The sequence below is a fragment of the Vibrio ulleungensis genome, from assembly GCF_016900875.1.
GTDB lineage: Bacteria > Pseudomonadota > Gammaproteobacteria > Enterobacterales > Vibrionaceae > Vibrio > Vibrio ulleungensis.
Genome location: NZ_JAFEUM010000006.1, coordinates 1 through 19,510, shown reverse-complemented (window position 1 = coordinate 19,510; position 19,510 = coordinate 1). Strand labels below are relative to the sequence as shown.

Sequence of the window (19,510 nt, the reverse complement as noted above, 5' to 3'; positions counted from 1 at the left end):
TTGATATCCTTCATGTTTCTTTAATGGTGACAATGATATGCTCTTGCCGTTAAAACGAAAAGGATTTGCTTACCATGTCGCTGGATCATTCTCAGGACTTCACACAAGAAGCGCAATTTGTCAGTCAAATGCAAGGCCCAATCGCCGACTTCTGGGCCGCTCGCGAGCAGGGTTTTTTACCAGCCATCGAAAACAAAAAATTGTATTGGGTAAAATTCACTTCGCCAAAACACAGCAAAGCCATTGTGATGGTGAATGGACGCACTGAGACCGTACTCAAGTATCAAGAATTGTTTTTTGACCTGTTTCAGCAAGGGTACGATGTCTATTCATTTGATCATCGTGGTCAAGGCCTTTCAGACAGAGTCGCTCACAATGCTCAAATGGGGCATGTCGAAGAGTTTGACCACTATGTTAGAGATCTCAGCAGCATGATCGATCATTTCGACCTTGGCGGCTATCAACAAAGGTTCTTGCTTGGACACTCAATGGGCGGTGCAATCACAACGCGCTTTTTGCAAACTCACGACTGCTCGGCATTCAACGCAGCGGCACTAAGCGCGCCAATGTTTGGTATCTATTTGCCTGCAGCACTTAAGCCAATCGCTCGGGGTCTGTCGAAATGGATGGCAAAACTCATCCCCACAACGCACTACGCAGTAGGGCAATCTGGTTTTGATCCTAAACCTTTTGAAAACAACACCTTAAGCCACTCAAAAGTGCGTTATGCATGGGCCGATGAATTGCACCTTAATACCGAGCAGATCCAGATGGGTGGACCAACCTCGCACTGGGTGTGGCAAGCGATGGATGGTGCCAAGTTGTGTGTTGAAAATGCAGCGAAGATTCCGCTACCGCTGCTGATCATGCAAGGCGAAGAAGATTTGGTCGTCGACAATCTAGCCCATGGTCAGTTTATGGAGCACGCTCCTGCCTCCACAAAATTGATCGTCATTAAAGGGGCTCGCCACGAACTGCTAGTAGAAGCCGACAAAATGCGAAATCAGGCAATGAATGAAATACTTCAGTGGTTTGACAACCACACTGACAGCGCTGACTAGACACACAAAAGAGGAAATGACGCTTTACCCTCTTTGCGTCAGGTGTTTTAGAGTAAACTAGGTCTTTGATGTTGCTACTCAAGGCCTAGTTATGACTTCTCTTACTCCCAATTTAGAAAATATCTGTATTGTTGCATCGGATCTCGATGGCACCTTACTGGCGCCGGATCATAAGTTATCGGCGTATACCAAACAGATATTGAAGCAGCTTCACGCTCAAGGATTCCATTTTATTTTCGCTACAGGACGCCATCATGTCGATGTCGCGTCTATCCGCGAAACTGCAGGGATTCCTGCACACATGATCACCTCAAACGGCGCTCGCGTGCATGACCTCAACGACGCACTGATGTACAGCAAAGATGTAGACGCAGATTTGATTCAACCTATCGTGGATCTATTTGAGAACGACGCCGATACCGTGGTTCATATCTATAAAGATGACCAGTGGATGATCAACCAAGAAACTGACTATTTCAAACAGTTTCATAAGGACTCCGGGTACTCCTACAAGGTGTTCGAGCAACAGGCAGCACCGACCCAAGGTATCGCTAAGCTCTTCTTTACGCACAATGATCATGACCATTTAGTCGACTATGAAACGCAATTAAACCAACGGTTTGGTGCACGTATTGAAGTCGCATTTTCTACGCCACAATGCTTAGAAGTGATGGCAAGTGGAGTTTCAAAAGGTGAAGCGTTAAAAGCCGTTGCGCAGTCACTTGGCTACTCACTCGATAACTGTATTGCGTTTGGTGACGGGATGAATGATGTTGAGATGCTTAGTATGGCGAAGCACGGAAAAGTGATGCAGACCTCTCACCCAAAAGTAAAACAAGCATTGCCTGTAAACGAAGTGATTGGCAGTCACGCTGATGACGCAGTTGCTCACTATTTGGCGGATCACCTGTTAAACTAACGCCATATTGAATATGAAAGTCTGTAGGAAGCCAATGCGTTACTTTTTTCCCGTTATTGCCATCGCCGCTCTCAGTGCGTGTTCTCAAAGCACACAACCTACTGCAGGGTCTTCCTCTAGCAGTTCAACCAACGCGACTCAATCTAATGTCGCCGAAGCCGCACTGTCTACTGCTGACAGCTCGGTTATGTTGCGAGGGCAGTTGGTAATCGGCCACGAAATGCGAAGCTTCCAACCTTGTGGCTCTAATCAGCAGTACTGGGTTTCTTTAGCACCAGAGGTTGCGAAAGAGCTGTTGCTGCTGACTCGTGAGCCCTATCAGCCGCTGTATGCGGAGCTAGAAGGTGTATTAGCGCCCGTAGGTCAAGCCGTGCTTAGCACCGACTTTCCTGCTCAATTTAAAGTCACCGCCGCCAATCTAGTGTCGGCAGAAAACCCACAGCGCTGCAATCAATCTCTCCAACCGGCCAGAGCCATTGGTAACGAGCCTAACTGGATCATGAAGTGGGACAATGATGCCATCACCTATCAAAGAATGGGCACTGAGGCTCAAACTTTTCCAGTTTCAGAGGTCCGCTCATCTCAGGACAAAACGACGTTTCGCTTTGACCAACCTAAGGGCGAGTTAGCACTGACCCGTGGCTGGTGCCGCGATGGTATGAGTGATTCTCTTTATGGCTGGCAAGCCCAAGCCAAAATCTCCGATGAGACGTTAGAAGGGTGCGTCATTCCTAGTAACCAACCGTTAGACACGCAATGGTACGGTGAATATGCGGCGCAAAGTACAGAGAGCCTCGGTTTTTCTATCAACGTTTCGCTGTACCCTGACCATAGCGCAATCACGCAGTATGATTACTCAGATGGCAGCGCCAGCACGCGAGAGCTTGGGTACTGGCAAGCAAAAACCGCGAACCAAGTGGAGGTAGTAAGTACCTCACACCAAGGACAGCGACTGGTTGCACAACGCGTGTTTACTCGCAATGGTGATCAACTCTCTGCGCAACAAGAAACCGTCAATGGGACCACGTATCCACTGCAACAAGGTGGTATTGTGCTGTTTAAGAAGCCCGAGTAATGGGCTCAAATGTTGATGTTAACGATCGCAACGGCGACATTTCAGGGATTGTCATGAGCTGTCCAAAATGTGGGATGCGTCATCAGTGTGTATGCGAAATGATGACGCCACTGGACAATCATTTTGACTTGCTGTTGATCCAGCACCCCAATGAGTTGGCTCGTGCCACCAACAGTGCAAAATTGCTGCAATGGCGCCTGACACGGTGTGCATCGTTTACTTGGGATCGACGTACGCCACCTGAAGCTCTGCTAGAGATCATAAACAACCACGTTAATCCTGTATTATTGTTTCCTACACCGAACAGCCAACCGGTAAGCTCACCAAGCCTTACTCAGTCGGATGCACTGTATATTGTATTAGATGCCACATGGCAGGAGGCCGGTAAAATGTGGCGTCAAAGTCCATGGTTGCAGGCTCTACCAACCTTTCACTTAGATTTGGAACACAGCAGCGAGTTTACGTTGCGACGTAATCAAAAGCCCAATAGCGTCTGCACCTGTGAAATAGGCATTGAACTTCTAAAACTGCATAACCAGACAGAACAAGCCCACACCCTGTCTCACTCGATGAAGCACTATTTTGCTGCCTATCAAGCGGATCGAAGTGGGCACGCTCTAAAATCTTAGTTAAATCAGTTCCGTAGGTTTTGGCTCAAAGAAATAAAAGCCTTGCAGGAAGTCAAACCCCATATCGGTTGCAATGTCGGCAACTTGTTTATTATGGACAAACTCGGCAACCGTCTTAGCATTGAATACCTGACATAGGTTCACCAGTTGCTCTGTAATAGCACGCTGTTTGGGATCGCGATCGATATTGCGAACCAAGCTGCCGTCGACCTTAATGATATGCGGCTCCAGTTTGATGATTTCATCGATATTGGAATACCCCGAGCCAAAATCATCCACCACAATTCTTACGCCCATGGCGCGAAAATGATCGCAAATCTCACGCATTCGGTTGTAGTCTTTGATCTGTTCGGTTTCCAGCACTTCCACACCAAAACGTGATGGGTCTTTGAGCTGCACAACTTCTTGCTCCAGTAAATACATAGTGCGGTTACTGAGCATGTCTTGCGGCGACAAGTTTATCGAGAATGACTCGGTGCGATTACGCATATGTCGAAAAGTCTCTTTGATCATTTGATGACTCAGTCGAGCATACAGGTGCGTCCCTTCAATAACTGGCAGAAATTGCCCAGGCATAATGATTTTGCCTTCTTCCTCTATACGCACTAAACATTCGTAAAACGCCGGTTGATTGGTTTCGACGCTCACCACACCTTGCGCATAGGAAACGACATTTTTCCGTTGTACGGCACGGCTCACGCTGTTGAGCCAACCAAATTCTTCTTGGCGTTGGCGCTCTTCACTGCGCAGCTCATTCGCACTGACAATAAATTGGTGATTCTTGGTGGCAAACCGTCTCGACTCTATCGACTTCAACAACAGTTCATCCGGCGAGTCTACGGGGAAATTATCTCGTGAAACCAACCCTCCTCGTACTGACACCGACAAGTAATCCATTTCGGGTAGGCCAACAGGTTCGAAGTTGAGTTTTTCTGTGTAATCCGCCAAGCCGATAAAATATTCTTTAATTTTTTCTTGGCTCATTTGAGAGTTAAACACCAGCGCCCACTCTGCGATCCCAAGACTGTATAGACTCACCTCTCCGTTAGGAATGTGCTGGGCGATGGTTTGTTTAATGTGCGCGGTCAATTCTTTTAGCAGTAAGTCGCCAATCTCATAGCCATACTTTTCGTTCACCTGCGGGAAGTTCGTCACTTTGACCGATATAAGGTGGTCGTTATTGGTAAATTGCTCTAAGCGCTGCTTTAGAACCGTGCGGTTGGGCAGCTCTGTTCTTGGGTCAATCCGATAACTGGTCAGTAGCGAATCAGATTGTGCTTTTAATCGCTGTTCCATCTGCTGCTGCATGGTATCGACATCATCCAATGCATTTTTAATCAAAGAAAAGAGCGGTGGAAGATTGTCCTTTTTCTCTTGCGCTTGTTCACTGATCAGAGACTGAGAGGTTAACGGCGTCTCTCTCTCACTCAATGCGAGTAGCGTCATAGAGTGATGCATAATGCTGTGCTGACCCGCAGTATAAAAAAACTCGCCCATGCAGAAAAAGCCCTGCGCCTTAACCCCCTCAATGTCGTCAAACACTTCCAGCTCTTCGTCCCCTTCCATAAAGTCTAGACGGGACAGGCAGTTATAAACAAATAGAGCTTGCGGAGAAAATCGCTTGAGTTGTTTAACTGCGCCGTTAACTTGGTTTAGAGTCAAGCTTGGGTGGTTGTAACAAAATCGAACTCGATCCCCCTGTTTCAACTCACCGATAAAATCCATACTGCCATCGGCCGATATTGACGTTGGGATGAAGGTATCTTGACCAGACTGAGTATTTTTAAGGAGCGGGAAATCACGAGCGACCTCATAGGCTACAGGGTGGCCTTGATTGAGGTATTTTTTGTAAAAATGAAGAGGGGGTTGTCCATCAAGTGAATAGACTCGCCCAAATTCTGCTTCTGTAACTTCAAACTCTCGGCCTATCGGGTGCCATTCAGTGAAGCATTGACGCTCAACATTGAGCTGCTCACCACATAGCAACACGGTGACTAAGTGGCGCTGATAAGTGGTTTGATTGAGCAATACCCAGCTTTCTCCATCCACTTCATGTGAGACACCCCCAGAGATCGGTAGCATTGGCTCATAGCGGGTGAGTTGAGAAAACAACGGGTAGTCATTTGCATTGATACTGTCGGCAAAACCAATAAGCGCTTTTCGATCTTTATGTCGACGATACATCGGTGCGATATCACTGCAGGTATCGACAATATCGTCCGTTATCGGTGCGTGATAAGCGAAGAGTTCGCTTGTATCAAACTGAGTGATGTGCACGACACACTGTTTCTCAAGCGTGCGGCCTTGCGCAATAGTAAACTGAGCGCTTGCACCAACGACGACGGCGTTCGGGATCGCGCTTTTTAGCGCAGATGAGTACTCTTTGGCTTGATCAGCGTTACATGCGGCAAAAAGCTGAACAAGATAATCTGCATCTCTGTGGATCACAGTCTGCTCTAAATGCTCATTAAGCTCATGAATACTGTGAAATATTAGTGATCGACTATGCATGGTGACTCTTATCGGTATGATATACTATAACTATGCCTGATTATCCGTTTTGTTCCAAGAAAAGCTTACCAGATTCGCCTTGCGCAAACGATTTCCTAGGCCAAAATCACGTAAATTACAACGAAAGTAGCAGACGAAGGTCGCTTAGCTCAATATCCGGTAGACTCTCAACATTCCGTGAGTGACGTAAGCTCCGATTACTGGTGTTCAACCAGGCTGAATTAAACCCCGCAGCATTGGCACCGGCAACATCGCTAATTAAGTGATCACCAACATGTAAAATACTCTCAGGGTTTACATCGAGCGCCTTCGCGGCTTTGTTAAACAAGTGTGGATCAGGCTTGGCCACTCCATCGGGTCCTGCACAGAAAGTATGAGTAAAGTAATGACTTAGTCCTATAGCGTGACAGTCTACATTACCATTGGTAATTGCCACTAAGGGGTACTTTTTCGCTAACTTGGAAAGCACATCATGTGTTGAAGGTAAAATCTCAACCTCATTTCGCCATCGATACACCCGCTCCATTGCAGCCGTCGTAATCGAATCAATGTGAGGCCTAGTGTAGCCTTGCTCTGATAATCCAGCTTCTATCGTTGCAATACGAAGTGCAGTCATATCATTTTTTAACGATGGCGCTTGTCGTAAAGCATGCTCTCTCAATACTCGCCAATGCTTCCGGTCCCATCGCTTCATCTGCGCAGCATTGTCATTTAGCCACTCAAGAAAGCGGGCTTCCAATCGAAGCATAACACTGTGATTGTCGTAGAGGGTATCGTCTAAATCGAAAGTAATGGCAGTTAAAGGAGGTAAAGAGCGGTAAAACTTCATAGCGAGTGCCTTCTAGGTGTGCCAAAAATCATGGTGACAAGCCGAATTACTGATCGGTCTTTTTGCGCTTTGCTCTAGGATGAGCACTGTCATAGACCGAGGCTAAGTGCTGAAAGTCTAATGACGTATATACTTGAGTCGTAGACAGGTTTTCGTGGCCTAGTAGTTCTTGAACAGCTCGCAGATTTTGACTGGACTCCAACACGTGTGTTGCAAATGAATGACGCAGTTTATGAGGAGTAATGTGGCTAGTTACCCCCTGCTTTAGGCCCCACTCCTTTAATCTTACTTGCACCTGTCGCGTAGAGATCTGTCGACCAAGTTTAGACAAAAACAGCGCATTGTGTGGCGCCTTTAACAGTTGTGGGCGCACACTTAGCCACTTATCCACCCATCGCTTGGCTTCGCCGCTAAAGGGCACCATTCGCTCTTTGTTGCCTTTACCGAGTAAGCGAATTTCATCACGACCATCCGTCACTTGAATCACTGTTAGGCCAACTAACTCACTGAGGCGCATTCCTGTGCCATACAGCAGCTCCATCATCGCTCTATCGCGAATAGATAGGGGATCGCTGTCGCTAACTTCCAGTAACTGAGATACTTCATCGACGTCTAGGTTTTTGGGCAGCGGTTTGGGTTGTTTCGGTGCATTGACAGCTTGGGCTGGGTTCACAGTGACTTGATCGGTGAGCATTAAATAGTTAAAGAAGCTGCGAAGTGCCGACAATCGAAGGGCAATAGAGCGACTTGAAAGACCGTTACGTGCACTTTTGGCCACCAACTGTTTAATCCAGTTAACATCTAACTGTTCCCAGCTCGTTAATCCCAACTCACCACTTAACGCCGCGATCGCATTAAGTTGAGTTTTATAGTTGGCTTGGGTTAAGGGACTGTAACCTTTTTCGTTGATGAGATACTCAAGAAACGATGTCACCCATTGGTGTGACATCATTGCTTGCGCATTAGCACTAGTCACCGGCTATTTCCACGGTAGGTCGGCAAGCATGTGGGCAGTCACTAAAGCCAAGTGACGCAAAAACAGCGTGTCTTGTTCTGGCCTAAAGTGCCCACCGTCTTCACTTGCAAACACCAAGCACCCTTGTAAACCTGCTTTGTCCAGTGGCAGGATCACGTAGGAGCCCAGCTCAGGGATCACTGAAGAAGGGAGTGTGTCAAACAACGCACTGCGATCTCCTTGTTTTAATCGACCAAGGTACGCTGACTTACCGTGCAAATTATTTTGCTGAAACCGATGCCAGCTTTCTGCCGAAAGCGGTAAATGCTCGCTGCCGACAAGAGCCACATGGGCGGTCAGCTTGAGATCGCGAGCTTTGGTCGCAATCGCATTAATCACGTCACTGCCACGCTCACAACTCAATACTTGTTGCTGTAGCGACATAAACTCGTTAAAGGTTTTGTCGTTTGCCGAAGCGAGAGACATGAGGTCCGTCACTTCTTCTTCAAGCTCTTGGATTCGCTTACGTTGTCGTTGCAACTGGATCCCAGACAACGACACTGTACCCGTGTCTTTAGCTTGTATATTCAACCTTTCTAGCAACTCTGGGTGACGCTCAAAAAAACCAGGGTGCTGTTCAAGGTACTCAGCCACAACAAGATCGGTTTCTTCTGTGCTCAAAGGCTCTTGAGGTTGATTTTGTGTATTCACTCCGCTCATGATTAGCAGCTTATCTGTCCGTCGTAAACATGGGTAGCAGGGCCAGTCATAAACAATGACTTCCCTTCGCCTTCCCACTTAATGGTCAACTCACCACCCAGTAAAGTAACGTTCACTTCACTGTCGAGCTGTCCTTGAATAACACCAACGGCCACCGCAGCGCATGCACCGCTGCCACAGGCCTGAGTTTCACCCACGCCGCGTTCATACACTCGTAGCGCAATATGCTTGCGATCTATGACGTGCATAAAACCCGCATTAACACGTTCGGGAAAACGCTCGTGTGACTCGAGCTCTGGCCCTAAAACGCTGACATCATCGGTATTAATATCATCCACTGTCGTGACCACATGAGGATTACCCATAGATACTGCGCCGCAAAACAGAGTCTTTTCACCAGTACGTAAAATATAGGTTTTTTCTTTCTGTTTTGCGTTAAACGGGATGCGTTTCGGTTCGAACTCGGGCACACCCATGTCCACAGACACCAAGTTGTCCTGAGTTAAATTCAGTACCATTTTTCCTTTTTTGGTGCTGACCTTAATGCTTCGTTTATTGGTTAAGCCTTTCATGGTCACAAAACGCGCAAAACAACGCGCACCATTACCACACTGTTCCACTTCACTGCCATCGGCGTTAAAAATTCGGTAATGAAAGTCAGTTTCAGGATCATACGGTGCTTCAACCACCAGTAACTGATCAAACCCGACACCAGTATGACGATCGGCCAATCGCTTAATCAGTTCAGCGGAAAAAAACACGTTTTGGGTGATGCAATCCACCACCAAAAAGTCATTACCCAGTCCGTGCATTTTAGAAAAGTGAAAGTGCATTACGACGCATTACTCCGGTAAAATCGATTCGAGTTCCCACAAAGAGGAAAGTGTTTCGCGTTGACGAACTATATGAGTCGCTTCTTTATCCACCATAACTTCCGCGACACGTGGGCGGCTATTATAGTTGGATGACATCACAAAGCCATACGCACCCGCAGAGCGCACTGCCAATAGATCGCCATTTTGCAGTACCAGCTCACGGTCTTTACCAATAAAGTCGCCGGTTTCACATATAGGGCCGACTAAGTCGTACGTGTGCGCTTCGCCTTTTCTTGGTGCGACAGGAATAATATCCTGCCAAGCCGAGTAAAGAGCCGGTCGCATCAAGTCATTCATTGCGGCATCAATAATGGCAAAATTTTTGTGCTCAGTGTGTTTTAAAAATTCAACTTTAGTCAACAACACCCCAGCATTCGCAGCAATCGCGCGACCAGGTTCAAAGATCAGCTCAAGCTCGGGGTGGTTCTCTAGCCGAGACAGTAAGGCTTTCGCGTACTCAGACGGCTGTGGCGGTAACTCATCACGGTACACCACGCCTAAACCACCACCAACATCCAAATGTCGGATTTCAATGCCACTGGCTTGTAGCTGGTCTATCAAGCCCAATAGTCGGTCGGTTGCATCGATAAACGGCGCCAAGTCGGTCAATTGAGAGCCAATGTGGCAATCAATCCCCATCACTTCAAGTGACGGTAATCCGTGGGCAAACGCATACACCTCTGGTGCGCGCTCAAAGGCAATACCAAACTTGTTGTCACGCAACCCCGTAGATATGTACGGGTGAGTATTAGCGTCAACGTCCGGGTTGATCCGCAATGAAATTGGCGCGCGAACGCCCATTTCGCTGGCGACTTTATTCAGCCTTTCCAGTTCAGGTTCAGATTCGACATTGAAGCATTTAATGTTGAGCTGTAAAGCGCGGCGCATTTCGTCTTCAGTTTTACCTACGCCGGAAAACACCACTTTCTTAGGATCGCCACCGGCGGCAAGAACACGCTCAAGCTCACCCATAGAAACGATGTCAAATCCTGACCCTAGACGTGCCAACGTGTTTAGCACCCCTAAGTTGGAATTGGCCTTAACCGCATAACACACTAAATGAGGGTGCCCATCCACGGAACGATCAAACGCGTTCCAGTGGCGCTCTAAGGTAGCACGCGAGTAAACATAAGTCGGTGTGCCATAGGTGTCTGCAATTTGGCGCAAGGGTACCTGTTCGGCCCACAATTCACCGTCCTGCTGATAATTGAAGTAGTCCAAACGATTTGTCCTTTAATCTGGTTGTGGTTGCGATTGTTGTGTGTCGTCAGGCAGATAGAGCGCTCCTGTCTGGCCGCAGCCAGTAAGCCCTATCATCAACCCTAAGCTGACAATGATGTACAGTTTTCTCATGTTGGCCTGATATTCAATATTGTTTTTCAGTGATATAGTGCCTTTATAATCGCACCACCATTAAGAAAAGCAATAGGACAAAGCATGAAGGAGAGTGAATTTCACCAATTAGCGGATGCACTGCTGACCCAAATCGAAGAAATGATCGATGAATCGGGTGCCGATATCGATTATGAAGCGACGGGTAACGTGCTTACGCTTGAGTTTGAAGACCGCAGTCAGATTGTGATCAACAAGCAAGAGCCCATGCGAGAAATTTGGTTAGCGTCCAAGTCGGGAGGCTATCATTTTTCACTACAGGCAGACGCTTGGATTTGTTCAAAGTCAGGGTTGGAGCTCATTGAATTGGTCAAACAAGAGTGTGTTAAACACGCTAATGAGCCTATAGACTGGCCAGAGTAGCCTTACAAACCCACGGCTTGTGAGGGTCTAGACTCTATATCAAAGTCAGTACTGTAAGGCACCACATAACATTCGCCCTGTTCAGGGTGAATGATTTGGTAATACTGAGGTAGATTGAAGTTAGCCATACTTACATCGCCGTCATTGTTGATGTCGGTGTAGTGTTGATTGATTGATGCTATAACTTCACTTTTATCTGTGCGCTTATCAGTAAGCTGATGATACGCTTCCGCTTCGTTATTCTCACCTAGCACGTAAATGTTAAATCCATCGCTAGTGTCTTCAAAGAAAAACTGAATCAACCCTTCACTGGCAAACGTTTCGATAGCGTGTGGCAGCTCGAACGACTGATCGCGATCCATTTTGGTAAATAGTGAGCCATTCAGCTTTTGGTCCGCCACTGAGCGGTAGAAGTCGACGCCGCCATCAAGAGCTTGTACAGAGACCCCACGACGTTCGAAGAACAGTCCATAGCGCTGCTGGCCCAATCCAATTGTTTTGTAACCACGTTGCGCTTTCTCTTCGACAGGTTGCAAACGTAGACGAACACACTCTGCAAGCAGCTGATAGACCGAGTTGCGAATAAGGTTGCGATGGTTCTGACTGTAACTGAACACATCCAATGATTCTGGAGGAATCGCACCTTGGTGCATTTTCCCTAGCAGCATTTTGAGTGCGTCAAGCAAGCTGTGCTCACCTTTGAAGCTCATTGTCCGAACTTCATGCCAAGAGTTGCGGTACACCACATCGACACTGCCAATAAGACACTGCTTCTGTTTGCCATACGAAAAGACATCCACTTTGCGCGGATCGAGCTTAGCGTCTTTACTGCTTAAACGACTGGTTGGGTCGTTTTCAAAATTGATAAACAGTGCTAACTGGCTAATTTCACATGGACTGGCCAACGCTTCCATCGTCGCTCTTCGTTTACGAAGCGAAAAGGTGTTTCTTAGATCGCTAACCATCTGATAAAACTTATCAATATCGATGTCGGATGATTTGACTACCGAGTGCAAACGAGTGGACTCAGTAATTAAGCCATTAAAGAATGACCAAGCGACCACTTTAGAGAGATTTTCATCATGCGCAATTTTAGGTTGGCCAATGATGCGCTCAGCGATTAAAGGTTGCTTGTAAAGGTACCAGCCATGTTTGTTTACTGTGCCCGGATTCACTTGGATGAAGGTCAAATCAGACTCGTGTAAGTCGGTCGCGATCTGAGGGTTCAACAAAGTCACCTTACTCGGTAAGGCTTCGAACGCCGCGTATAACTTACGGGCAAGTATGCTGATATCTTGCGGGCTAATTGCCGAAGTGATCTTATTACGACGTGCAAACTGGATCAGGTTTCGATAGCTAAGCATCAAGGCTTCTAGCAATTGATGATGCATGCTTTTAACGTCTTCAACCTTCCAACTGCGTCGATTATCCAGCCACTCTAGGGTGTCATGTTGCCAGTGCCATTGAGCGGTTAGCTCTTTCAGAGCTTCACGGCGCCATGCCACTGAGCCAGATTCTGGCTCACGAGTGATTTTTTCTTTGGTTTTTAAATAGAAACAGCGTCTAACGAGCTCAAGTCTGGTGTGATCGCCTGTGCGCTCTAAATAACGCGTTACCTTTTCTAGCATTAGATAATAGGCATCCATGCTGTACAGATCAGGCTCATGTGCAAAGAATCGGCGCTTATAATCAAGGCTTAAAAGCTGAGTATTAGGGTATTCCCAAGAATACGCTTCCAACAAAATAGCTTTAAGAACCGACTTAAATGGAGAGTCGATGCTCTTGTACAGTTGCCACAAATTGGCGCCGAAGTACTCTTCAGCTGGAATAGAGTTTAATCGACCAAAATCGATCCATTTGCTGCAATCAATGGCATTACTGTCACATAACTGCTGAATATAGTCGTCGTAGCACTCTTCCATTTCGGGTGGAACGACTTGCCATAACAATCGGTACCCGGCAATTCGCATAGACGAGCGATAAAACTCGTCGAGTAACAATATGTGCTGGCTTGAACCACAGTTGTCACCAGTCATTGCTTCTGAACGTTGCGCTTTGAACCGCATTTCGTCCATAACAAAGAAGCTTGCTTCTACACCCTGCTCGGAAGCCCATTGAGACAATAATGTGCACTTATGACTGAGCAATGATTTTTGTTCTGGTGACATTAGCGACGACACGCACACCCATACATCGATATCACTGGTCGTAGACTGACCAATAGATGATGTGCTGCCCATAGTGTAAAGACCTAGGACTTGAGTTTCAGTGTGTGCTTGAAGTGTGTTTTCAGTTGTTACCAGAGATTCGAGCAGTTGTTGAGCTGTCTCATCAAGCTGAAAGTCAGGAATACCAAAAGGGGTGTCACCGTCTACAAAGCCTGGTAATGCCGGGTGTTGATAGTGAAAAAGTGCAGGGATAAGGTGGAATACTCTTTGCGCACTGGTGTCCATCAACGCAAGTGCGCGAGCAACGCGTTGCTCGTTCAGCAAGTCTAAACGATGGATCATGCTTTTAGTGAATGACTGCAAAGGTATTTCCTATCTGGGCCAAAACGCCAAAGTTGAATAAATCTCAACCGAATTGACCATAAAAACGTGACAAATGTAACACTTTTTGGCCATCAGGTAAAGGATTCGTCTCAAGCATCCGTGCTTAAAGTCGGGCAACATCTTGCCTCAAGCACTGTATAGACTCAAGTAGTTTTTGCGATCTACATCACACTAGATCATTTGGCTGAGCCGTTTGCTGAAAAAATGCCGCAACAAACCTCTGAAAAAGTACACTTTCTTGCTCTGAATGTTAGGATAAAACCAACCTAATTGACCTCATAAACCATCATGCCTCACTCGACTAATACGGTCCGTATTGCGACTAGAAAAAGCCCACTTGCTCTTTGGCAAGCTGAATTCGTTAAAGCAGAACTGGAAAAGCATCATCCTCAACTTAATGTTGAATTGGTCACCATGGTCACTAAGGGTGACATCATATTGGATACGCCATTAGCCAAAGTGGGCGGCAAAGGGTTGTTTGTGAAAGAGCTTGAAGTCGCGATGCTAGAAGGCCGCGCCGATCTCGCCGTTCACTCAATGAAAGACGTTCCGGTGGACTTTCCTGACGGCCTTGGGCTGGCAATCATCTGTGAGCGTGAAGACCCGCGCGATGCATTTGTCTCTAATACTTATGATAGCTTAGATGAGCTCCCTCACGGAGCAACAGTAGGTACCTGCAGCTTGCGCCGTCAATGTCAGCTCAAAGAGCGACGCCCCGACCTTATTATTAAAGAGCTTCGAGGGAATGTAGGCACTCGTTTATCCAAACTCGATGCCGGGGACTACGACGCGATCATTCTGGCTGCCGCAGGCCTAAAACGCCTTAAACTAGAACAGCGAATTCAATCGTTTATTGAGCCGGAACAGTCGCTTCCCGCTGTGGGGCAAGGTGCGGTAGGTATCGAATGCCGCCTAGATGACGAGCGTATATTGAACTTGCTCGCTCCATTATCCCATCAGGAAACGACTGAGCGTGTATTGTGCGAGAGAGCCATGAACTTAACTCTAGAAGGGGGGTGTCAGGTCCCTATCGGCAGTTATGCCACTATCGATGGCGACACCGTACACTTGCGCGCCCTGGTTGGTGAACCCGATGGCAGCATGATTGTTCGCGGTGAGATTTCCGGCCCGAAATCACAAGGTGAATCATTAGGTGTTTCTCTTGCCAATCAGTTACTCGATGAAGGTGCAAGGGAGATATTAACTCGACTTTACGAACAGGAATCGTAATTAATGAGTGTGCTAATCATAAGGCCGCAACAAGCGGCCAACGAATTAGCGCAACAGCTGGCATTGCAAGGCATACAGGCTATCGCCTTTCCGCTGATTGAGTTTTCCCAGTCCACATCACTGTCTGAGGGTTGCCTTAAACAACTCTCCCAAGCCGACATCATCATCTCAGTCAGCAAGCCAGCATCCATGTTCCTTAATGAGTGGATAACCACTCACCACTCTTCTTGGCCAACCTCAGCTTGTTACATGGCAGTGGGTAAATCTTCCGCGTACTGTTTGCAACAGTTTACCAAGCAACAGGTGCTGCATCCTACAGTCGAAGACAGCGAACACTTATTAAGTCACCCTAAATTGCGCAGTGTTGATGGGCGCTCTATAGTTATTTTACGCGGCAATAGCGGGCGGGAATTACTATTTCAAACATTAACTAGCCGAGGTGCTCATGTCTCGTACATAGAGAGCTACCAAAGGTACCCTGTAATATGGGATAGCGAGTCTCACTTTAGACACTGGCAAGCACAAGGCGTCGAAAAGCTGGTTGTTACCAGCGCGGAACAATTGAAATTGTTAATAAAAAAAGCCAATCTAGATCAATTAGCTTGGTTACAATCACGGCAACTTTTTGTAACTAGCGCTAGGATAAGTAAATTGGCACAGCATTATGGCTTTAACCAAATAATCATAACTCATAAAGCCGATAACCAAACTTTGTTGCAGCACATTGCTCGCTGAATCACTATAGGACTCCTGTATGACGGATAAAACAAACGCCTCCGAGCCCAAAGACACTGACGTGACCCCTACTTCCACATCAGATGCCAAAACAACCGAGAAAGACACCGCTCCGGCAAAGGAATCACCGAAAAGCACCCCAAATAAAGACGAGTCAAACGCCTCATCGGTTCAGGCTGATAAACCTAAGTCACAGCCTAAGCCTAAAACGCCTGATACAGACAAACAAAAGCAGCCTAGCAACAAGATTGCGTGGGTTGCGCTGATTATCGCGATCATAACCGCGGCATACGGCTACTGGTACTTGCAACAGCAAAACCAACAACTGAGCCAAGAGTTAGCGACTATCAAAAGCTCGATTACCAGTAATAATCAGCAGCTGAGTCAATCGGTGAATGACGCGAGTAAAGATCTTACCGCACAGACATCAGAAATGGTCAGCCGAGTAGAAGTGACACAAACGCAGCAACAACAAAGTATTGAAGCGTTGCAGTCCGCCGTCACCGATGTAAAAGGTCGCCGTCCTAACGATTGGTTACTGGCAGAAGCTGATTACCTGGTCAATTTAGCGTCTAGCAAGCTTCACTTAGAACACGATGTCGTTACTGCGACGCACTTAATGGAAAGCGCAGATCAGCGAATTGCGGCCTTAAACGATCCTAGCCTGACCGAACTACGACAACACATTAATGATGACTTAACCGAGCTTCGCTCGACCCCCGTCTATGATAAAGATGGTCTGGTTCTTAAACTGATTAGTTTGCAAAAAACCATCGACGCCTTGCCACTGGCCAATGCCGTTATACCGGAAGCCGAAGAAGTTGCCATTAAAGAAGTCTCCAGTGACATTACCGACTGGCAAGATAATCTAATGTCATCTTTAAAGGCGTTTTCAGATCAGTTCATCACCTATCGAGTCCGTGATGGCAGCGCCGTACCTTTGCTGTCACCTCAGCAGCACTTCTACCTACGTGAGAATGCCAAGGCGAAGCTTGAAACCGCGATCCGTGGTGTTTATCAAGAGCAAGATGAGCTGTACCGTACATCAATCGACACTGTTTTAGAGTGGTCAGCGGTGTACTTTGCGCAAGATGATGCCAAAGTTCAAAGCTTTCAAAAACAAGTCAAAGCACTACTCGATCAAGATATCTCCATCGAGTATCCAAGCAAACTCAGTACTCAACCGATCTTAGAAGAGATCATCCGCGTACGCTTACGTAAAGAAGTGACCACCTTAGGCAGCAAGGAGGCATCATGATACGTATTCTATTTCTATTTGCGATCTTAGCAGCCGGCCTATTTGTAGGAACGCAATTTTCGGGTCAACAAGGTTATGTACTGATATCAATCGCGGATAAAACGCTAGAAATGAGCGTGACTACTCTTGTGATCCTAGTGATTATTTTGCTCGCCCTGCTGTTCTTAGTCGAAACCTTAATTAAAAAGTCATTTCGCTATACCAGCGCAACATGGAACTACTTTAGTGTTCGCAAACTTAAACGAGCACGCCGCTATACAAACGAAGGCATCATTAAGCTTGTAGAAGGCGATTGGAAGGCCGCAGAAAAGAAAGTGACCCGTTGGTCTAACCATCACGATAAACCTTTGCTGTGTTATTTGGTGGCTGCAGAAGCGGCACACGCTCAAGGAAAGACTCCTGAGCGAGATAAGTACTTGGAAAAGGCCTCAGAGCAACCGGATTCCACTCTGGCCGTTGGCCTAACCAAAGCCAAACAACATATTAGTGTCCTTGAGTATGAAAATGCCTTCGATGTATTAAGCACGCTTCGCAATACGTACCCTGATAACCCAGTACTGCTAAAGCTAATTAAGCAGTGTTATGTGAAGTTAGAATTGTGGCAACCACTGTATGAACTTCTGCCAGCACTGGATAAAAAACACTTACTTGAACAACCTGAACAGGTACAACTGACTCAACTATCGCAAAGTGGCAAGCTCAAAGATGTCGCAAATCTTGAGGGCACCAATGGGCTGATCAAGTATTGGGACAGCATGCCTCGTAAACAGCGCAAAGATCCAGTACTGATTGAAGCGTTTGTACGTCAACTCATAGAGCGACACGCAGACAGCACCGCTTACACATTAATCAAAGAGACTGTTGCAAAACACCCTGAAGCTGCGCTGTTCCAGCTCATTCCAGAGTTGCAACTTAAGGACCGTCATCCGGTTATTAAAGATCTAGAGAAGTACACGATCAAACATCCAGAACAAGCTGACGCATATAGCGCACTGGGCCAATTGCACCTACATGAAGAAGATTGGAGCGCTGCACAACTTGCGTTTGAAACTGCGCTTAAGTTGCGAAGCGATACGAAAGACTACGCCTACTTGAGTGATGCACTGCATAAGCAGAACTTCACTAACGCAGCCAATGAAGTTGCCCAGAAGGCTTTGGCATTGGTAGACGCAAGCTAAGCTCTATCATTAATAGAAACGTAAAAACACAGCCTTTGCGCTGTGTTTTTTTATGTCGAAGGATTGGTCACTAGGTAGGAATTAGATCTTAGATAGCGAGTCACTCTAGCTAAATGGTTATGACTAAGACGACAACTACATCAGCGAGGTGGCGTAGCTGATGATTATTCGTATTAGACTGGCAAATGATATCGGCATCAGCTGTTGGTATAACTCGTCAGATAAACAAACACTTAGCACAATACAGCATTAGGGATCTATGCCTGTTGGCGTATACAGCACTTGAGTAATGCTAGAGTTCATATTGTTGGCCGCATTTAACTATTGGGCTTATTAATGCTAGCCGTCATTACCGTGCTTTTATGACTGCACTGCTTCTATGTGGGATGATACCAACCAAAACAATTACCTGATCATTCTAGCTTGTTAAAATCACTGATAACGGCGTTGAAAATTTTACAGGTAGAACAACCACCTACGAAAACCTTTGCCTTGTTCTCAGTAATTTTTTTGTCGCAATTTTCTGACCCGTTAATTACTTCTATTGGTATGAGATACATTCACCAATAGATCATTAATTTCCAAGAAATGACTATCCCAATAACACAAAAACCCCAGCATTTCTGCTGGGGTTTTGAATAGTGGCGGAGAGATAGGGATTTGAACCCTAGAACCGCTATTAACGGTTGCCGGTTTTCAAGACCGGTGCTTTCGACCACTCAGCCATCTCTCCACAAATTGTTATTGCAATGAAGTCTTATCTTAACGTGCTTCAGTACAATGATATTAAATCCCGATAATGTCCTACTCTCACATGGGGAAACCCCACACTACCATCGGCGCTATTGCGTTTCACTTCTGAGTTCGGCATGGAATCAGGTGGGTCCACAATGCTATGGTCATCGAGAAAAATCTCTTATTTGTCTTCAGCTTTCTCGAAAAAAGGCTAAAGGCAAAAATTAATAATTCGGAAAGCTGCTTCTCTATAACAGAGAGTAAAAGTTACATCACACATTCAAAGTTCTTATTTGAGTCCATCAAAACCCTTTGGGTGTTGTATGGTTAAGCCTCACGGGCAATTAGTACAGGTTAGCTCAATGCCTCGCAGCACTTACACACCCTGCCTATCAACGTTCTAGTCTCGAACAACCCTTTAGGACACTTAAAGTGCCAGGGAAGACTCATCTCAGGGCTCGCTTCGCGCTTAGATGCTTTCAGCGCTTATCGA

At 46.5% G+C, this 19,510-nt stretch carries 17 protein-coding genes, 1 tRNA gene and 2 rRNA genes; 9 read left to right on the top strand and 11 right to left on the bottom strand.

The annotated features are described in order from the left end of the window. Positions 1–74 precede the first annotated feature (74 nt). The 4 genes from JQC93_RS14310 (at position 75) to JQC93_RS14295 (ending at position 3,684) form a co-directional block, all read left to right on the top strand. Positions 75–1,061 carry an alpha/beta fold hydrolase gene (locus JQC93_RS14310; protein WP_205159105.1) on the top strand — a complete coding sequence of 329 codons (987 nt, stop codon included), beginning with the start codon at positions 75–77 and terminating at the stop codon, positions 1,059–1,061. A gap of 91 nt (positions 1,062–1,152) precedes the next feature. Continuing rightward, a complete protein-coding gene (locus tag JQC93_RS14305; RefSeq protein ID WP_084884399.1) occupies positions 1,153–1,980 on the top strand; it encodes a Cof-type HAD-IIB family hydrolase in 828 nt (275 codons plus the stop codon). A 34-nt stretch (positions 1,981–2,014) separates the two neighbouring features. Then, entirely contained in the window at positions 2,015–3,055 is a 1,041-nt protein-coding gene (locus JQC93_RS14300) for a COG3650 family protein (protein ID WP_205159104.1), read from the top strand. Beyond that, complete coding sequence (locus tag JQC93_RS14295) at positions 3,055–3,684, top strand: tRNA-uridine aminocarboxypropyltransferase (RefSeq protein WP_205159103.1); 630 nt, start codon at positions 3,055–3,057, stop codon at positions 3,682–3,684. The genes JQC93_RS14300 and JQC93_RS14295 overlap by 1 nt, the downstream gene beginning before the upstream one ends. Here the strand turns inward: JQC93_RS14295 and JQC93_RS14290 are convergent, their stop codons facing one another. The 7 genes from JQC93_RS14290 to lptM all read right to left on the bottom strand — a co-directional run bounded on the left by JQC93_RS14290 (position 3,685) and on the right by lptM (position 10,927). Beyond that, positions 3,685–6,195, bottom strand: coding sequence for a bifunctional diguanylate cyclase/phosphodiesterase (locus JQC93_RS14290; protein WP_205159102.1), 2,511 nt, complete (start codon positions 6,193–6,195; stop codon positions 3,685–3,687). A 115-nt stretch (positions 6,196–6,310) separates the two neighbouring features. Then, positions 6,311–7,024: an HAD-IA family hydrolase gene (locus JQC93_RS14285; RefSeq protein WP_205159101.1), complete on the bottom strand. Its 714-nt coding sequence runs from the start codon at positions 7,022–7,024 to the stop codon at positions 6,311–6,313. Between the two features lie 46 nt (positions 7,025–7,070). Continuing rightward, complete coding sequence (xerC, locus tag JQC93_RS14280; RefSeq protein WP_205159307.1) at positions 7,071–7,976, bottom strand: tyrosine recombinase XerC; 906 nt, start codon at positions 7,974–7,976, stop codon at positions 7,071–7,073. Positions 7,977–8,003: 27 nt separating this feature from the next. Further along, positions 8,004–8,699, bottom strand: a complete 696-nt coding sequence (locus JQC93_RS14275) for a DUF484 family protein (protein WP_205159100.1) — start codon at positions 8,697–8,699, stop codon at positions 8,004–8,006. Positions 8,700–8,701: 2 nt separating this feature from the next. Continuing rightward, positions 8,702–9,532 (bottom strand): diaminopimelate epimerase, encoded by an 831-nt coding sequence (dapF, locus tag JQC93_RS14270; protein WP_205159099.1) that lies wholly within the window; start codon positions 9,530–9,532, stop codon positions 8,702–8,704. Between the two features lie 9 nt (positions 9,533–9,541). Then, on the bottom strand, positions 9,542–10,795 hold the full coding sequence (lysA, locus tag JQC93_RS14265) for a diaminopimelate decarboxylase (RefSeq protein ID WP_205159098.1): 1,254 nt from the start codon (positions 10,793–10,795) through the stop codon (positions 9,542–9,544). A 12-nt stretch (positions 10,796–10,807) separates the two neighbouring features. After that, a complete protein-coding gene (gene lptM / locus JQC93_RS20330) occupies positions 10,808–10,927 on the bottom strand; it encodes an LPS translocon maturation chaperone LptM (protein ID WP_236009574.1) in 120 nt (39 codons plus the stop codon). A gap of 84 nt (positions 10,928–11,011) precedes the next feature. Between lptM and cyaY the strand changes: the two genes are divergently transcribed. Continuing rightward, a complete protein-coding gene (gene cyaY, locus JQC93_RS14255; RefSeq protein ID WP_205159097.1) occupies positions 11,012–11,329 on the top strand; it encodes an iron donor protein CyaY in 318 nt (105 codons plus the stop codon). A gap of 2 nt (positions 11,330–11,331) precedes the next feature. Here cyaY and JQC93_RS14250 read toward each other — a convergent pair whose 3' ends face one another. Then, positions 11,332–13,860, bottom strand: a complete 2,529-nt coding sequence (locus tag JQC93_RS14250; RefSeq protein ID WP_205159096.1) for a class I adenylate cyclase — start codon at positions 13,858–13,860, stop codon at positions 11,332–11,334. A 309-nt stretch (positions 13,861–14,169) separates the two neighbouring features. Here JQC93_RS14250 and hemC point away from each other — a divergent pair, with 309 nt between their 5' ends. From hemC to JQC93_RS14230, 4 genes are read left to right on the top strand one after another with little or no spacing between them, the layout of a single operon-like run. Continuing rightward, positions 14,170–15,111 (top strand): hydroxymethylbilane synthase, encoded by a 942-nt coding sequence (hemC, locus tag JQC93_RS14245; protein WP_205159095.1) that lies wholly within the window; start codon positions 14,170–14,172, stop codon positions 15,109–15,111. Between the two features lie 3 nt (positions 15,112–15,114). Beyond that, complete coding sequence (locus tag JQC93_RS14240; protein ID WP_205159094.1) at positions 15,115–15,846, top strand: uroporphyrinogen-III synthase; 732 nt, start codon at positions 15,115–15,117, stop codon at positions 15,844–15,846. Between the two features lie 19 nt (positions 15,847–15,865). Beyond that, positions 15,866–17,104 (top strand): uroporphyrinogen-III C-methyltransferase, encoded by a 1,239-nt coding sequence (locus JQC93_RS14235; protein ID WP_205159093.1) that lies wholly within the window; start codon positions 15,866–15,868, stop codon positions 17,102–17,104. Next, positions 17,101–18,282, top strand: coding sequence for a heme biosynthesis HemY N-terminal domain-containing protein (locus JQC93_RS14230; RefSeq protein ID WP_205159092.1), 1,182 nt, complete (start codon positions 17,101–17,103; stop codon positions 18,280–18,282). Before JQC93_RS14235 ends, JQC93_RS14230 begins: the two co-directional genes overlap by 4 nt. Before the next feature lie 642 nt (positions 18,283–18,924). On the opposite strand, the gene JQC93_RS14225 is transcribed toward JQC93_RS14230, so the two are convergent. The 3 genes from JQC93_RS14225 to JQC93_RS14215 all read right to left on the bottom strand — a co-directional run. After that, positions 18,925–19,015: transfer RNA gene (locus JQC93_RS14225), tRNA-Ser, on the bottom strand. A gap of 58 nt (positions 19,016–19,073) precedes the next feature. Further along, positions 19,074–19,189 (bottom strand): 5S ribosomal RNA (gene rrf, locus JQC93_RS14220). Positions 19,190–19,340: 151 nt separating this feature from the next. After that, positions 19,341–19,510, bottom strand: a 23S ribosomal RNA gene (locus tag JQC93_RS14215); the annotation flags it as partial.

What these genes read in the sequence shown, in the direction of transcription:
- JQC93_RS14235 (WP_205159093.1), top strand. Translation starts at nt 15,866, where the DNA reads ATGACGGATAAAACAAACGCCTCCGAGCCCAAAGACACTGACGTGACC.
- JQC93_RS14285 (WP_205159101.1), bottom strand. Translation starts at nt 7,024, where the DNA reads ATGAAGTTTTACCGCTCTTTACCTCCTTTAACTGCCATTACTTTCGAT.
- JQC93_RS14310 (WP_205159105.1), top strand. Translation starts at nt 75, where the DNA reads ATGTCGCTGGATCATTCTCAGGACTTCACACAAGAAGCGCAATTTGTC.
- JQC93_RS14290 (WP_205159102.1), bottom strand. Translation starts at nt 6,195, where the DNA reads ATGCATAGTCGATCACTAATATTTCACAGTATTCATGAGCTTAATGAG.
- JQC93_RS14230 (WP_205159092.1), top strand. Translation starts at nt 17,101, where the DNA reads ATGATACGTATTCTATTTCTATTTGCGATCTTAGCAGCCGGCCTATTT.
- dapF (WP_205159099.1), bottom strand. Translation starts at nt 9,532, where the DNA reads ATGCACTTTCACTTTTCTAAAATGCACGGACTGGGTAATGACTTTTTG.
- JQC93_RS14305 (WP_084884399.1), top strand. Translation starts at nt 1,153, where the DNA reads ATGACTTCTCTTACTCCCAATTTAGAAAATATCTGTATTGTTGCATCG.
- hemC (WP_205159095.1), top strand. Translation starts at nt 14,170, where the DNA reads ATGCCTCACTCGACTAATACGGTCCGTATTGCGACTAGAAAAAGCCCA.
- xerC (WP_205159307.1), bottom strand. Translation starts at nt 7,976, where the DNA reads ATGATGTCACACCAATGGGTGACATCGTTTCTTGAGTATCTCATCAAC.
- JQC93_RS14300 (WP_205159104.1), top strand. Translation starts at nt 2,015, where the DNA reads ATGCGTTACTTTTTTCCCGTTATTGCCATCGCCGCTCTCAGTGCGTGT.
- JQC93_RS14295 (WP_205159103.1), top strand. Translation starts at nt 3,055, where the DNA reads ATGGGCTCAAATGTTGATGTTAACGATCGCAACGGCGACATTTCAGGG.
- JQC93_RS14240 (WP_205159094.1), top strand. Translation starts at nt 15,115, where the DNA reads ATGAGTGTGCTAATCATAAGGCCGCAACAAGCGGCCAACGAATTAGCG.
- cyaY (WP_205159097.1), top strand. Translation starts at nt 11,012, where the DNA reads ATGAAGGAGAGTGAATTTCACCAATTAGCGGATGCACTGCTGACCCAA.
- JQC93_RS14275 (WP_205159100.1), bottom strand. Translation starts at nt 8,699, where the DNA reads ATGAGCGGAGTGAATACACAAAATCAACCTCAAGAGCCTTTGAGCACA.
- lptM (WP_236009574.1), bottom strand. Translation starts at nt 10,927, where the DNA reads ATGAGAAAACTGTACATCATTGTCAGCTTAGGGTTGATGATAGGGCTT.